General features: G+C 71.5%; 16 protein-coding genes. 7 read left to right on the forward strand and 9 right to left on the reverse strand.

Going from position 1 to position 14,165, the window contains the following annotated elements; translation table 11 throughout:
• Positions 1–3: 3 nt before the first annotated feature.
• The 3 genes from GE300_RS18150 (at position 4) to GE300_RS18160 (ending at position 3,089) form a co-directional block, all read left to right on the forward strand.
• The gene (locus GE300_RS18150) at positions 4–618 is read left to right on the forward strand and encodes a GNAT family N-acetyltransferase (protein ID WP_154448711.1); all 615 of its coding nucleotides are present in this window, start codon (positions 4–6) and stop codon (positions 616–618) included.
• Positions 619–845: 227 nt separating this feature from the next.
• Positions 846–1,667, forward strand: coding sequence for an MBL fold metallo-hydrolase (locus GE300_RS18155; protein ID WP_154448712.1), 822 nt, complete (start codon positions 846–848; stop codon positions 1,665–1,667).
• Positions 1,668–1,670: 3 nt separating this feature from the next.
• Positions 1,671–3,089, forward strand: coding sequence for an FAD-binding oxidoreductase (locus GE300_RS18160; protein ID WP_154448713.1), 1,419 nt, complete (start codon positions 1,671–1,673; stop codon positions 3,087–3,089).
• A gap of 7 nt (positions 3,090–3,096) precedes the next feature.
• Here GE300_RS18160 and GE300_RS18165 read toward each other — a convergent pair whose 3' ends face one another.
• Both GE300_RS18165 and GE300_RS18170 read right to left on the reverse strand, forming a co-directional pair.
• Positions 3,097–3,891, reverse strand: coding sequence for a DUF2182 domain-containing protein (locus GE300_RS18165; RefSeq protein WP_154448714.1), 795 nt, complete (start codon positions 3,889–3,891; stop codon positions 3,097–3,099).
• A 15-nt stretch (positions 3,892–3,906) separates the two neighbouring features.
• On the reverse strand, positions 3,907–4,545 hold the full coding sequence (locus tag GE300_RS18170; protein ID WP_154448715.1) for a DUF1326 domain-containing protein: 639 nt from the start codon (positions 4,543–4,545) through the stop codon (positions 3,907–3,909).
• 143 nt (positions 4,546–4,688) lie between these two features.
• Here GE300_RS18170 and nrtS point away from each other — a divergent pair, with 143 nt between their 5' ends.
• Entirely contained in the window at positions 4,689–4,961 is a 273-nt protein-coding gene (nrtS, locus tag GE300_RS18175; protein WP_154448717.1) for a nitrate/nitrite transporter NrtS, read from the forward strand.
• Between the two features lie 210 nt (positions 4,962–5,171).
• On the opposite strand, the gene GE300_RS18180 is transcribed toward nrtS, so the two are convergent.
• Positions 5,172–5,711, reverse strand: coding sequence for an adenine phosphoribosyltransferase (locus GE300_RS18180; protein WP_154448719.1), 540 nt, complete (start codon positions 5,709–5,711; stop codon positions 5,172–5,174).
• Between the two features lie 84 nt (positions 5,712–5,795).
• Positions 5,796–5,927 carry a hypothetical protein gene (locus tag GE300_RS23620; protein ID WP_267905474.1) on the reverse strand — a complete coding sequence of 44 codons (132 nt, stop codon included), beginning with the start codon at positions 5,925–5,927 and terminating at the stop codon, positions 5,796–5,798.
• 124 nt (positions 5,928–6,051) lie between these two features.
• On the opposite strand from GE300_RS23620, the gene GE300_RS18185 reads away from it, so the two are divergent.
• Positions 6,052–6,255, forward strand: coding sequence for a hypothetical protein (locus tag GE300_RS18185; protein ID WP_154448721.1), 204 nt, complete (start codon positions 6,052–6,054; stop codon positions 6,253–6,255).
• Positions 6,256–6,286: 31 nt separating this feature from the next.
• Here the strand turns inward: GE300_RS18185 and GE300_RS18190 are convergent, their stop codons facing one another.
• The gene (locus GE300_RS18190) at positions 6,287–7,159 is read right to left on the reverse strand and encodes an S-methyl-5'-thioadenosine phosphorylase (RefSeq protein ID WP_154448723.1); all 873 of its coding nucleotides are present in this window, start codon (positions 7,157–7,159) and stop codon (positions 6,287–6,289) included.
• Between the two features lie 66 nt (positions 7,160–7,225).
• Entirely contained in the window at positions 7,226–7,837 is a 612-nt protein-coding gene (locus GE300_RS18195) for a flavin reductase family protein (protein WP_154448725.1), read from the reverse strand.
• Positions 7,838–8,009: 172 nt separating this feature from the next.
• Between GE300_RS18195 and GE300_RS18200 the strand changes: the two genes are divergently transcribed.
• Positions 8,010–8,525 carry a GNAT family N-acetyltransferase gene (locus tag GE300_RS18200; RefSeq protein ID WP_154448727.1) on the forward strand — a complete coding sequence of 172 codons (516 nt, stop codon included), beginning with the start codon at positions 8,010–8,012 and terminating at the stop codon, positions 8,523–8,525.
• A 40-nt stretch (positions 8,526–8,565) separates the two neighbouring features.
• On the opposite strand, the gene ptsP is transcribed toward GE300_RS18200, so the two are convergent.
• The 3 genes from ptsP to GE300_RS18215 all read right to left on the reverse strand — a co-directional run bounded on the left by ptsP (position 8,566) and on the right by GE300_RS18215 (position 12,647).
• Positions 8,566–10,830, reverse strand: coding sequence for a phosphoenolpyruvate--protein phosphotransferase (ptsP, locus tag GE300_RS18205; RefSeq protein ID WP_154448729.1), 2,265 nt, complete (start codon positions 10,828–10,830; stop codon positions 8,566–8,568).
• A gap of 5 nt (positions 10,831–10,835) precedes the next feature.
• On the reverse strand, positions 10,836–12,065 hold the full coding sequence (locus tag GE300_RS18210; protein ID WP_154448731.1) for an aspartate kinase: 1,230 nt from the start codon (positions 12,063–12,065) through the stop codon (positions 10,836–10,838).
• Between the two features lie 129 nt (positions 12,066–12,194).
• Positions 12,195–12,647: a DUF1178 family protein gene (locus GE300_RS18215; RefSeq protein ID WP_154448733.1), complete on the reverse strand. Its 453-nt coding sequence runs from the start codon at positions 12,645–12,647 to the stop codon at positions 12,195–12,197.
• A 118-nt stretch (positions 12,648–12,765) separates the two neighbouring features.
• Here GE300_RS18215 and GE300_RS18220 point away from each other — a divergent pair, with 118 nt between their 5' ends.
• Complete coding sequence (locus GE300_RS18220) at positions 12,766–14,073, forward strand: sensor histidine kinase (protein WP_325063310.1); 1,308 nt, start codon at positions 12,766–12,768, stop codon at positions 14,071–14,073.
• Positions 14,074–14,165 lie beyond the last annotated feature (92 nt).

Consider the following 14,165-nt stretch of genomic DNA (forward strand, 5'->3'; position numbering starts at 1 on the left):
CCGATGTTCCTGCGGCGCGCGCGACTGTCGATCGCAACCGAGCGCATGGAGCTGCGGCTGCCGCGGCCGGAGGACCACGCCGACTGGGTGGCGCTGCGCGCCGAATCCGAAGCCTTCCTGAAGCCGTGGGAGCCGGCGCGCGGCGGCGACCAGACCTCGCGCCGGGCGTTCCGCGACCGTGTCGTCTGGGCCGCCAGGGCGCTGGAGCAGGAGCGGGCGCTGCCGCTGTTCCTGATCCGCCGCAGCGACGGCGCGCTGCTGGGCGGCATCACCCTGGACAACATCCGCAAGGGTCCGGCGCAGTCCGCCACCGTGGGCTACTGGATCGGCATGCCGCACGCCCGCCAGGGCTACATGCGCGAGGCGCTGCTGGCGGTGGTGCACTACGCCTTCCGCGACCTCGGGCTGAGCCGGATCGAGGCCGCGACGCTGCCCGAGAACACCCCGTCGCGCGCGCTGCTGGAGGGCACGGGCTTCAAGTACGAGGGCGTGGCGCAAAGCTATCTGCAGATCGCCGGGCGCTGGCGGACGCACGTGCTCTATGCCAACCTGCGCACCGACCGGCGCGGCCGGGTCGCGGGCGTCGCCGGCGTGGTCGCGCCGCCGCGCGCGTCCTAGCGTCGGCCGCCCGGCCGGCGGGTTTCCCCGCGCTTCGGGCGTGACTGCTGCAGCAGCGGTCCGGCGCATGTATGATGCCGGTGCGGGCCCGGGAACGCGCGCGGCCGGGCGCAGGCTTCGGCGGCGGCCGGGCCGGATGCGCCGGAAAACAGGGCGCGGCAGCGGCGGATCCGCATCGGCGCGGCAGGGGCAGGCATGCAGGCGGCTGGCAACAGGAGGGTTTGCCCATGCCCGCATTCATCCGATTCGTCCTGGCGATTCTATTGACCACCGCCGGCACCGGCTCGGCGCAGACGCTGCAAAGCCACTGCATCGCGCTGGCGCAGGACGGGTTCGCCGACATCCGCTTCGCCGCCTTCGGCGACGGGCTGAGCGCCGAGGCGGTGCGGATCCGCTATGTCGACCATTCCATGTTCCTGATCGAGACCCCCGGCGGGCGCGGCATCGTCACCGACTTCAACGGCTATGTCGGCGTCGACGTGGTGCCCGACGTGGTGACGATGAACCGCGCCCACTCGTCGCACTGGACGCCGCAGCCCGATCCGCGGATCCCGCACGTGCTGCGCGGATGGGGCGACGGCACCGGCCCGGCCGAGCACCGGCTGGTGCTGGACGACGAGATCCTGATCCGCAACGTGACGACCGACATCCGCTCGGGGTTCGGCGGCGCCGAGAAGGACGGCAACTCGATCTTCATCTTCGAGATCGCCGGGCTGTGCATCGGCCATCTCGGCCACCTGCACCACGAGCCGACCGAGCAGCAGTACGCGGCGATCGGGCGGCTGGACATCGTCATGGCGCCGGTCGACGGCGGCATGACGCTGGACCTGCCGACGATGATCCGGGTGCTGAAGCGGCTGAAGTCGCGGCTGGTGCTGCCGATGCACTGGTTCGGCCGCGGCACGCTGAACGCCTTCGCCGCCGGCATGGCCGACGAGTTCACGCTGGACGCGACCGAGGCCAACAGCCTGACGGTCAGCTTGCGCACCCTGCCGCGCACGCCTACGGTGCGCGTCCTGCTGCCCCAATTCTACGACCTGGACGACTGACGCATGCCGCTGACCGCCGCCACCCCCGAGATCGTCGAGGCGCTGAGTGCCGTGCTGCCCGAGGGCCGCGTCGGCGCCGTGCCCCCCGCCTATGCCGAGGATCCGCGCGGCCGGGCGCTGGGCACCGCGATCGCGCTGGTGCGGCCGGTCAGCACCCGGGAGGTCGCCGAGGTGGTGCGCTTCGCCGCCCGAAACCGCGTCGGGCTGGTGCCGATCGGCGGCGGCACCGGGCTGGTGCGCGGCCAGATCCCGGACGGGCCGGCGCCGCTGCTGCTGTCGCTGGAGCGGATGAATTCGGTGCCCGCCGCCGACCCGGTGGACAACGTGCTGGTCGCCGAGGCCGGCGCGATCCTGGCCGAGGTGCAGGCCGCCGCCGAGGCGGTCGGGCGGCTGTTCCCGCTGTCGCTGGCCTCGGAGGGCTCGGCCCGGATCGGCGGGCTGCTGTCGACCAACGCGGGCGGCGTCAACGTGCTGCGCTACGGCAACGCGCGCGAGCTGGTGCTGGGGATCGAGGCGGTGCTGCCGGACGGTTCGATCCTCGACGGGCCGAAGCGGCTGCGCAAGGACAACACCGGCTACGATCTGCGCAACCTGCTGATCGGCGCGGAGGGCACGCTGGGGGTGATCACCGCCGCCAGCCTGCGGCTGTTCCCGCGCCCCGCCGAGGAGGCGACCGCGCTGCTGGCGGTGCGCGACCCGGCCGCCGCGCTGGAGCTGCTGGGCCGGCTGCGCGACACGATGGGCGAGGCGGTCAACGCGTTCGAGCTGATCGCGCGCACCAGCTTCGATTTCCTGGCCGAGGTCCTGCCCGAGGTGCCGCAGCCGTTCGCCGCGCGCCCGGACTGGGCGGTGCTGGTCGAGGCCGGCGGCGCGCGCGGCACCCAGGTCGCCGAGCGGCTGGAGGCGGCGCTGGCCGACGCCTTCGAGCGGGAGCTGATCCACGATGCGCTGATCGCGCAGAACCGGCAGCAGGCGGCGGACTTCTGGGGCGTGCGCGAGCATATCCCCGAGGCCAACAAGCGCATCGGCGCGGTCGCCTCGCACGACATCGCGCTGCCGGTGGCGCAGGTGCCGGCGTTCATCGCCGAAGCCGGCGCGGCGCTGCACGGCATCGATGCGAGGTTCCGGATCAACTGCTTCGGCCACCTGGGCGACGGCAACCTGCACTACAACGTGTTCCCGGCGCAGGCCGGCGGGCGCGACGCGCACGAGCACCAGCGCGCGGCGGTCACCGACTGCGTGCACGAGCTGGTGCACCGCTATCACGGCTCGTTCAGCGCCGAGCATGGCGTCGGGCGGCTGAAGGTCGCCGAGCTGGAGCGCTATGGCGGCGCGGCGAAGCTGGCGGCGATGCGGGCGATCAAGACGGCGCTGGACCCGCACGGGATCATGAACCCGGGCGCGGTGCTGCGCGCGGAATAGGCGCGGCTCAGCCGCCGCCGGACAGCACCAGCACGCCCCAGCCGATCAGGACCAGCCCGCCGACGCGGCCGGCGCGCGCGCCCAGCGGCGTCAGCTTCTCCAGCGCGACGAAGGCGGCGAGGCCGACGATCCAGTACAGGTTCATGACGCCGCCGACGAACAGCAGCGCCATCAGCACCCAGCAGCAGCCCAGGCAGAAGACGCCGTGCGCCAGCCCCATGCGCAGGCTGCCCGCCGCGCCGGGGCGCCAGTGCCGCGCCAGGAACGCGGCCGGTGCCCGGCACTGCGTCAGGCAGGCGCCCTTCAGCGGCGTGAACTGGTAGACGCCGGCGGCGATCAGCAGCAGCGCGCCGGGCACGCCGGCGGTCAGCGCCATGCCGCCGGCGGTGACCGCGCCGCCCGCCTCCAGCGCCCGGTGCGCCGCCGTCGCCGCCGCCGAAAACCCGGCCCAGGCCGCCAGGTAGCCGCCGAGAAAGGCGGCGGTCAGCGCCGGCGCGCGGTCCGCCTGCGCGCCGCGGCTCAGCAGTGCGGCGTGAAGCAGCACGGTGGGCGCGACCGCGGGCAGCATCATCGCGATCATCATCACCCACCACATCAGGAACACCAGCAGCGCCTGCGCCGCGCTCCAGCCGCCCTGCGCCGCGGCCATCGCCGGGCCGCGCGTCATCTCGAGCGCCGACATCGGCATGCCGACGCCCAGCAGCGTGTACAGGCCGGCCAGCAGGAACAGCAGGCCGAGCATGGCGAGCGCGAACGCCCGGCCGTGCCCCAGCAGCCGAGCGGTCAGTCCGGCAGCCGTCATCGCCCGGCGCCCGCCTCAGGCGCTGCCGACGATGCCGGCATTCGACAGGTGGATCTCGACCAGGTGCGTGTGGCTGTCGCGGTTGTTGGCCAGTTCGATCTCGCCGCTGGTGGTGGTGGTCGCGCGGGCCACCTCGCCGATGCGGAACTCGAAGCCGTTCGGCAGGTCGATCCGCGCGCGGTGTTCGGCGCCGGTGACCGGGTTGGTGATCGGCTGGGCCTCGGTGCGGAACACGCCGGGCACGTCGGCGCGGGCGCGGCGCGCGTCGAGGTCCATCTCGATCTCGATCGGCTTGTAGAGCGTCCGCAGCTTGTTCGGCGACATCGCCGAGAACACCCACCACATCGTCGCCATGTCCTCGGTGTCCTGGCCGGTCATGATCCGCTCCAGCGCGGTGCGCTGTTCGGGCGAGGCGCGCTCGTCGATGATGATCTGCATGGTGCCGTTGCCCTCGTGGATCGGTCCGGGCCATTTCACCACCATCGCGGTGCGCAGCCCGCCCAGGTCGACGTCGCCGTGGTGACCGCGGTCGAAGTCGAACGCCGCCGCCGCCTCGCAGCTGCCGTGCGTGGGCAGCGACATGAACTGGCACGGGCAGCCCGGCGCGCAGTTGCAGTTGCCGATTTCCCGACCGTGAATTTCCCAAGGTGTCATCGTTCCGTCCCCCAATGTCCTGGTCCAGCAGGATTCCGCCATCATATCACGTTATCGAGATGTTTTCACCGCCGCCCGTCACGCGGCCGTGATCGTCCGCACGGTTCCGGTGTATGATGGCGCGGTTCGAGCGAGGCACGGCGATGAGAGCGACGACCGGATCCCGCAGACCACCGATCGGCGCGCTGCTGTTCGGCGGCGGCACGCTGCGCCGGGCGGTGCAGACGGCGGTCGTCGTCGGCTCGGTGCTGGTGGCGATCAACCATGGCGACACGATCGCGGCAGGACAGGCGCCGCCGTGGTGGAAGCTGCTGCTGACCTATTGCGTGCCGTTCTGCGTCACCGTCTGGGGCGCGCTGACGGTCAAGCTGTCGGCGGGCCAGAAGCGCCGCGACCGCGACGCCGGCCCGTCCTGAGCGGTCCCCGAACCAGACGCACCCCCCGGAGGTACAGCCGGGGGGCGCGGTTCTGGGCGTCCGGTCTGCCTTGGCCCTGGATCGGGGACATCGGACTGTTCGCAAGCAACGCCGGTCATGGGGGAACCGGCACGCCCGGTGTACGCCGCCGGAAGTTACCAACTGGTAAACGGCGTGTGGAAAGCGAGGAAAATTCTCGCTTAAATTGTATCAGGCGCCTTCGAAGGCGCACAGCGCGTGCACGTCCAGCCCCAGCTTCTCCAGCCGGGCGCGGCCGCCCAGTTCGGGAAGGTCGATGATGAACGCCAGCGAGACGACCACGCCGCCCAGTTTCTCGATCAGCCGGACGCCGGCCTCGGCGGTGCCGCCGGTAGCCAGCAGGTCGTCGACGATCAGCACCCGCTCGCCGGGCTGCACCGCGTCGTCGTGAATCTCGATCGTCGCGGTGCCGTACTCCAGCGTGTAGTCCTGCGCGATCGTGCGCCCCGGCAGCTTGCCCTGCTTGCGCACCGGGATGAAGCCGACCGACAGCTGGTGCGCCACCGCGCCGCCCAGGATGAAGCCGCGCGCCTCGAGCCCCGCGACCTTGTCGATGCGGATCCCGGCATAGGGGTGCAGCAGCTGGTCGACCGCGACGCGGAAGCCGCGCGGGTCCGAGAACAGCGTGGTCACGTCGCGGAACCGGATCCCGGCGTGCGGGAAGTCGGGGATCGTGCGGATGTAGCTTTTGACGTCCCGGGTGTCTGGCATCGGCTGGGTCCTCGGCTGGATCGCGCGGACCCTAGCCGCAGCCAGCGGGCCGGGCAAGCGCGGCGCCCGGTGGGCCGGGCCGTCTCAGCGATGCGTCAGGTGGCGATGCGCGGTGAAATAGCGGCGGTACAGCGCCCGCGGCAGCCAGGGAAGGTGCGGCCGGTTCTGATCGCGGTGGTCGCGCAGCAGCATGAAGCGCGCGTCGTTCAGGGTCATCGTTCCGTTCTCCTGCCCGGTGGCGGTGGTGCCGCCTGTTATCGTATATGCAATGTATATACATCTGCTGTGCAGAATGCAATATTTGCCGCAGGTGGATAATGGCAGGGAAGGTCATCGCGGCATGTCGAAGCCCGGAACGGACAGGAAGGCCGGCAGGAAGGCCAGTCAGCTGGTGATCCGGGTGGACCGCGACGAGCGCGACGCCTTCGTGGCGCTGTGCGACCGGCTGGACACCTCGGCCGCGCGCGAGATCCGCCATTTCATGCGCCGGTTCGTCGCGCAGCACGCGCCGCCGGGCCGGACGACTGAGGGGGCCGGCGACTGACGGTGGTGCGATGACGGGCGCGGGCGGCGGCTCAGCCCAGCACGCGGCCGGCGACGGCCTGCAGCCGGGCGACCAGCGCCGGATCGCGCGCCTCCGGCCGGGTCAGGATCGCATGCTCCAGCGCCCGGTCGCAGCCGTGCGGGCAGGGCGCGCGCGCGGCGCCCAGAAGCCGCGGCAGGCCCGCCGCCATGCCGCGCGCCTTGTCGGCGTTGCCCAGCAGGGTGCGGATGATGTCGCCGATGTCGACCTCGCCGTGGTCGGGGTGCCAGCTGTCGTAGTCGGTGATCATCGCCACCGAGGCGTAGCAGAGCTCGGCCTCGCGGGCGAGCTTGGCCTCGGGCATGCCGGTCATGCCGACCACGTCGCAGCCCCAGACCTCGCGGTAGAGGCGGCTTTCGGCCAGGGTCGAGAACTGCGGCCCCTCCATCGCCAGGTAGGTGCCGCCGTCGTGCACCGTCACTCCGTTCGCGCGCGCCGCCTGCGCGCAGGCGGCGGACAGGCGCGGGCAGGTCGGGTGCGCGACCGACACATGCGCCACGCAGCCGGGGCCGAAGAACGACTTCTCGCGCCCGAAGGTGCGGTCGATGTACTGGTCGACGATGACGAAATCGCCCGGCGCCATCTGCTCGCGGAACGAGCCGCAGGCCGAGACCGAGATCACGTCGCTCGCCCCCAGCCGCTTCAGCGCGTCGATGTTGGCGCGGTAGTTGACCGACGACGGGCTTTGCACATGGCCGCGGCCGTGGCGCGGCAGGAAACACATGCGCACGCCGTCCAGCCGGCCGGTAAGCACCTGGTCCGAAGGCGCGCCCCAGGGGGTGTCGACGGCGGTCCACCCGGCGTCCTCGAGCCCCTCGATCTGGTAGACGCCGCTGCCGCCGATGATGCCCAGAACCGTGTCCATGCCTGCCCCCTTCGTCGCGATCCGGCGCGCTTACCCTAGCGGTGCCGGGCGGTGGCGCAAGACGGCTCAGCGCTGGCCGGGGCGGTTCAGGGCGAAGATCTCGGTCACGGCGCTGTAGTCGCGGTAGCCCAGCCGCGCCAGCGGCCGCACCTTGGCCAGATCGAAGATGCCGTCGGTCAGGCAGGCTTCGTCGATGTGGATGCCGACCACCTCGCCGATGACCATGACGTTGGCGCGGCCGGGCAGTTCGATGATCTTCCACAGCTTGCACTCGAACGCGCCCGGCGCGCCCCTGACCCGCGGCGGCGCGATCAGCTCGCACGGGGCCTTCTCCAGCCCGGCGAGCGCGAACTCGTCGACGCCGGCCTCGTAGGCGCCCGAGCTGGCGTTCATCGCGTCGCGTTGCGCCAGGCCGACGACGTTGGTGGCGAACTCGCCGGTCTCGCGGATGTTGGCGACGCTGTCCTTGACGCCGTCCCGGTCCGGCTTGGCGCCGGTGTTCGAGAACATCACCATCGGCGGGTCGTCGGCCAGCGCGTTGAAGAAGCTGTAGGGCGCCAGGTTCACCCGGCCGTCCGCGCCGCGGGTCGAGATCCAGCCGATCGGGCGCGGCGCGACCATGGCCTTGAACGGGTTGTGCGGCAGGCCGTGCGGGTCCAGGCCCGGTCGGTAGAACATGCGGCTTCCTTCTTTTCCGGTTTGAGACCCATCTAGGGGCGTGCTACCGGGGTGTCTAGCCGAGGAGGACCGGGTGCGCCCGCACGAACAGGACACGATGCGATGAGCGCGCGACGACGGGAATGCCTGCCCGACGCCGCCCGTCCCCGTTCCGCCGCCACGCTGCCTGCCCATGTTCCGACTCTATCCAGAACGTCCCGCCGACACCGCTGAGGTCGAGCTGCTGTTCGACCTGGCCTTCGCGCCGGGCCGCACCGCGCTGAGCTCGTACCGGTTGCGCGACGGCGTGCCGATGCTGGGCGCGCTGTCGCTGGTGGCGCGCGACGACTATGACGTGGTCGCCGGGGCGATCCGCTACTGGCCGGTGGTGGTGGGCCAGGCGGCCGCCGCGCCGGCGCTGCTGCTGGGGCCGATCGCGGTGCACCCGACGCGGCAGGGCGAGGGGCTGGGCGCGCTGCTGATGTCGGAAAGCCTGTCGCGCGCCCGCGCGCTGGGCTGGCGCCGGGTGCTGCTGGTCGGCGACCGGCCGTACTACGCGCGCTTCGGGTTCGACCATGTGCCGGTGGAGTTTCCCGCCCCCACCAACCAGGACCGGGTGCTGGGCCTGGCGCTGACCGAGGGCGCGCTGGACGGGTTCGGCGGCGCGGTCGCGCCCTGGCCGGCCGCGCGGGCGGCAATGCCGGGCTGAGCCGGTCCGGATCGGGAGGGCGTCAGGCGGCTGGCCGGGGTCAGATCCCGGGCGCGCCGATCTCGCGCAGCCAGGCCATCAGCGCCGGGCGCACCGACTGGTCGCCCGAGGCGCGGGCGGCGTTGATCACGCGCCGCGTCTCGGACAGATCGACGCTGCGCAGCATGCGCTTGACCGGGCCGATCGAGGCCGGGCGCATCGACAGGTTGCGCATCCCCATGGTGACCAGCGCCAGCGCCTCGACCGGGCGGCCGGCATCCTCGCCGCAGAAGCTGACCGGGGTGCCCAGCCGGTCGCAGCGCGCGGCGATCTGCTCGATGAAGCTGAGGAAGCTGACGTTCAGCGTGTCGTAGCGGCGGCGCACCAGCTCGTTCTCGCGGTCGGCGGCGAAGAAGAACTGCTTCAGATCGTTGCCGCCGATCGAGATGAAGTCGGCCATGCGGAAGAACTGGTCCGGCGCGAACGCCAGGCTGGGCGTTTCCAGCATCGCGCCGATCGACAGCCGCGCCGGCACCTTGTGGCCCAGGCGCTGTTCGTGCTCGATCTCGCGGAACACCATGTCGCGGGCGGCGCGGAACTCGTCGAACTGGGCGACGAAGGGGAACATGATGTTCATTGGCCGCCCCTCGGCGGCGCGCAGCAGCGCCTGCAGCTGCATCCGCATCACCCCCGGGCGGTCCAGCCCGACGCGGATCGCCCGCCAGCCCAGCGCCGGGTTCGGCTCGTCCGGGCGCTTCATGTAGGGCAGCACCTTGTCCGAGCCGATGTCGAGGGTGCGGAAGGTCACCGGCTTGCCGCCGGCGGCGTCCAGGATCCGCTTGTAGAGCGCCATCAGCTCGCCGCGCTTGGGTACGGTGCGGCGCACCAGGAACGCCAGTTCGGTGCGGTACAGCCCGACGCCCTCGGCGCCCGAGGGGGTCAGGCTGGGCAGGTCGGCCATCAGCCCGGCGTTCATCTGCAGCCCGACGCGCACGCCGTCGCGCGTCACCGCCGGCTTGTCGCGCAGCTCGGAATAGGCTTCCTGCGCCTCGTGGACCATCTCGATCTTGGCGCGGAACGCCTCGCGCACGCTGTCCTCGGGGCGCAGGTGCACCGCGCCCTGGTCGCCGTCGACCAGCAGCGGATCGCCGTTGTGCGCCTCGCGGGTGATGCCGCTGGCCTGGATCACCAGCGGGATCGCCAGCGCCCGGGCGACGATCGCGGCATGGCTGCCGACCGAGCCTTCCTCGAGCACCACGCCCTTCAGCTTGCGGCCGTAGTCCAGCAGCTCGCCCGGGCCGATGTTGCGCGCGACCAGGATCGCGTCGGGCGGCACCTCGCCGTCGTTCACGCCGTCGCCGCCGGTCAGCAGCCGCAGCAGGCGGTTCGACAGATCGTCCAGATCGTGCAGCCGGTCGCGCAGGTACGGGTCCTTGACCCGGCTCATGCGGGCGCGGGTGGCGGACTGTTCGCGGTCGACCGCGACCTCGGCGGCAAGACCGGCGTCGATGCTTTCCATCATCCGCCGCACCCAGCCCTTGTCGTGAGCGAACATGCGCCAGGCGTTCAGCACGTCGCGGTGTTCGCCGTCCATGTCCAGATGCTCGGCCGCCAGCATCTCGTCGACCTCGGCGCGCAGCCGCTGCAGCGCGTCGGTCAGCCGCGCGCGTTCGGCCGCGGGATCGTCCGCGACCGGGTTCGAGATGGTGATCTTCGGATCGTGCATCAGCGCCGTGCCCTCGGCCACGCCTTCCTGGCCGATCAGGCCGCGGACGTGGAACGGGCCGCGGTGCGGCGCCGGCGGGTCGGTCGGCGCGGTGCCGGTGAAGGCGCCCAGCTCTGCCATCTCGGCGATCACCATGGCGACGATCTCGAGGCCGTGGATCTCGTCGTCGCTGTAGTCGCGGGCCTGCTGGTTCTGCACCACCAGAACGCCCAGCACCTCGCCCAGGCGCTGGATCGGCACGCCCATGAAGCTGGCGTAGATCTCCTCGCCGGTTTCGGGGAAGTACTGGAAGCCGCGGGTGTGCGGCGCGTCCGAGGTCGCCACCGGCTCGGCGGTGTCGGCGATGCGGCCGACCAGCCCCTCGCGCACCCGCATCCGGGTGCGGTGCACCGCGTCGGGGTTCAGGCCGGTGGTCGCGCACAGCTCCAGCGTCTCGTCCGGCAGCCGCAGGTAGATCGAGCACACTTCCGAGGCCAGCGACCGCGACACCAGGTCGGTGATCCGGTTCAGCCGTTCCTGGCCCTCGCCGGCCTCGGCCAGGGTGTCGCGCAGGCGCTTGAGAAGGACGCGGCTTTCGACCGCCTGCGAACCGGACGACATCGGCGTCAGCCGGCCTTGTCCAGCTCGAAGGCGTCGTGCAGCGCCTGCACCGCCAGTTCCAGATACTTGCGGTCGATCAGGACCGAGGTCTTGATCTCGGAGGTGGTGATCACCTTGATGTTGACCCCCTCGTCGGCCAGCGCCCGGAACATCTTCTGCGCGACGCCGGCGTGGCTGCGCATGCCGATGCCGACGATCGAGACCTTGGCGACGTCGGTGTCGGCGTCGAGTCCGTGATAGTTGATGTGCCCCTCGGCCATCGCCGTCTCGAGCGCGGCGCGGGCGCGCGGCACCTCGGCCACCGGGCACGAGAAGGTCATGTCGGTGCGGCCGTCCTCGGAGATGTTCTGGACGATCATGTCGACGTTCACCCCGGCGTCGGCCAGCGGGCCGAAGATCGCCGCGGCGATGCCGGGGCGGTCGGCCACCGAGATCAGCGTCATCTTTGCCTCGTCGCGCTGGAAGGCGACCCCCGAGACGACTTTGCTTTCCATGATCTCCTCCTCGTCGCACACGAGTGTACCCGGCTTGTCCTCGAAGGACGAGAGCACCTGCAGCCGGACCTTGTACCGCATCGCCAGTTCGACCGAGCGGGTCTGCAGCACCTTGGCGCCCAGCGAGGCCAGTTCCAGCATTTCCTCGTAGGCGATGCGGTCCAGCTTGCGGGCGCGGTCCTCGATCCGCGGGTCGGTGGTGTAGATGCCGTCGACATCGGTGTAGATGTCGCAGCGTTCGGCGTCGAACGCCGCGGCGAAGGCGACGGCGGTGGTGTCCGAGCCGCCGCGGCCCAGCGTGGTCACGCGGTTCTCGGCGCTGATCCCCTGGAAGCCGGCGACCACGGCCACCCGCACGCCCTGGGCGAAGCGGGCGGCGATCGCCTCGGTGCCGATCTCCTCGATCCGCGCCGCGCCGTGCGCCGAGGTGGTGCGCACCGGCACCTGCCAGCCCTGCCAGCTGCGGGCGTCGACGCCCATCTGCTGCAGCCGCAGCGCCATCAGCCCGGCGGTGACGACCTCGCCCGAGGCGACCACGGCGTCGTATTCGCGCGCGTCGTAGAGGACCGATGTGTCGCGGACCCAGCCGACCAGCTCGTTGGTCTTGCCGGCCATGGCCGAGACCACGACGATCACGTCATGGCCGGCCTCGACCTCGCGCCGGACGCGCGCGGCGGCGGCTTCGATCCGGGACAGGTCGGCGACGGAGGTTCCGCCGAATTTCATCACCAGGCGGGGCATGGGCGATCCGCTGCATACTACAAGACCCCCGGTTCCTAGCGGCGGCGGCGAAAAGCCGCAAGCGCACATTGCCCGTGAGGCACCCGTGCGGCGCCCGTGCGGCCGTCGAAACCGGCCGCGGGCGCCGGGTCAGCTGTCGGTGCGGGTCCGCCAGGGCAGGGGCGAGACCGGGATGCCGTCCTCGACCAGCGCGCGCGCCTCGTCGCCGCGCGCCTCGCCGTAGATCGCGCGCCGCGGCGACTCGCCCTCGTGGATGGCGCGGGCCTCGCGGGCGAAGTCGCGGCCGACGTTCTCGGCCTCGGTCTCGATCTTGCGGCGCAGCGCGCGCAGCGCCTGCTCGGCCGGCGAGGCCGGGCCGCGCAGCGGCGTGGCGGGCGGCTGCGGCGCGGGCGTCGGCGCCTCGGTCGGTGCGCTGTCCGGTGCGGCGACGCGCGGCGCCATCAGCGCCTTGCTGACCGCGGCCGAGCCGCACACGCCGCAGGCCAGCAGGCCCGCCGCCTCGAGCCGGTCGTAGTCCGCACTGGAGGAGAACCAGCTCTCGAACCGGTGGCCGTGATCACACTGAAGCTGATATCTGATCATCTGTCGTCCGCTTTCTACGCCTTCAGATAAAAGACATTTTCGTGAAAGCAATATTGCTTACGCGCGCATTGCAGGAATGTTACGGCTGTTGCGCCCCGCACCACAGCACGAGGTTCCCGTGTCCGACGGACGCCTGCTTCCCCTGTTCGCGCTGGGCGCGGCCTGTCTGCTGGCGATCGCCGGCACGGCCGCGCTGGGCCTTGGCGTCGCGGTCCAGACCGCGGCGGTCGCGGTGCTGTTCGCGGCTTATGCCGTGGCGGCGCGGCTGACCGGCCGCGGCGCCGGCCCCGCCGCGCGCCCCGACGCGGATGCGGTGCGGCCGCTGCCGATGGGGCCGGGCCGGACGCTGCTGCACCGGATGCCGGCACCGCTGCTGGTGATCTCGGAGCAGGAGCGGGTGACCTACGCCAACCCGGCCGCCGCCGCGATCCTGCCCGGCGCCCGGCCCGGCGTGCACTTCTCGGCGGCGATTCGCGCGCCCGCCTTCGTCGAGGCGATCGCGACCATCCTGCAGAACCACGCCGACGTCAGCTTCACCTTCAGCCAGGTCCGCGGCCGCGAGCGTTTCTTCGAGGCGCGCGCCAGCTACCTGCCGGCCAGCGCGGCGGGGGATTTCGGCGCCGGCGCGCAGGTCATCGTGCAGATCGAGGACCGCACCCGCGACAAGGCGCTGCTGCAGACCCGGTCGGATTTCGTCGCCAACGCCAGCCACGAGCTGCGCACGCCGCTGGCCTCGATCCTGGGTTACATCGAGACGCTACAGGGCCATGCCAGGGACGATCCCGAGGCGCGCGAGCTGTTCCTGGGGATCATGATGACCCAGGCCAGCCGGATGAAGCGGCTGGTGGACGACCTGATGTCGCTGAGCCGGATCGAGATGAACGCCCATGTCCGTCCCGAGGCGCGCATCGACCTCTATGCCACCGCATCCGATTCGGCGGCGGCGCTGTACCCGCTGGCCAGCCGGAACGACGTGCTGCTGCAGATCGAACTGCCGCAGGACGGCGCCGGCGCCGAGGTGTTCGGCGACCACGACCAGCTGGCGCAGGTCATGGTCAACCTGATCGACAACGCCATCAAGTACGGCGGGAGCGGCAAGAAGGTGCGGGTGGCGGCGGCCGAGCCGGACACGCGCTATCCCGGCTGCCTGGGCGTGTCGGTGATCGACGAGGGACCGGGGATCGCGCGCGAGCACATTCCGCGGCTGACCGAGCGGTTCTTCCGGGTCAACCCGTCGCAAAGCAAGGACATGGGCGGCACCGGGCTGGGGCTGGCGATCACCAAGCACATCCTGGCGCGGCACCAGGGCGCCGTCGACATCCGTTCCCGGGTCGGCGAGGGCAGCCGCTTCACGCTGTGGATCCCGCGCGCGCCGGAAGCTGCGGATGATGCTGCGGACGGCGAAGAACCGCATGATGTTCAATGACTTGTCCTGTCATCCAGCCGTCACCGAATCGTTATAAAACCTGCATCGCCTAGACCTATGTTCCCGGCCAGCAGGGGCGACCCTGTATCGAA

It is taken from the genome of Halovulum marinum (assembly GCF_009697225.1).
GTDB classification, from domain to species: Bacteria; Pseudomonadota; Alphaproteobacteria; order Rhodobacterales; family Rhodobacteraceae; genus Halovulum; species Halovulum marinum.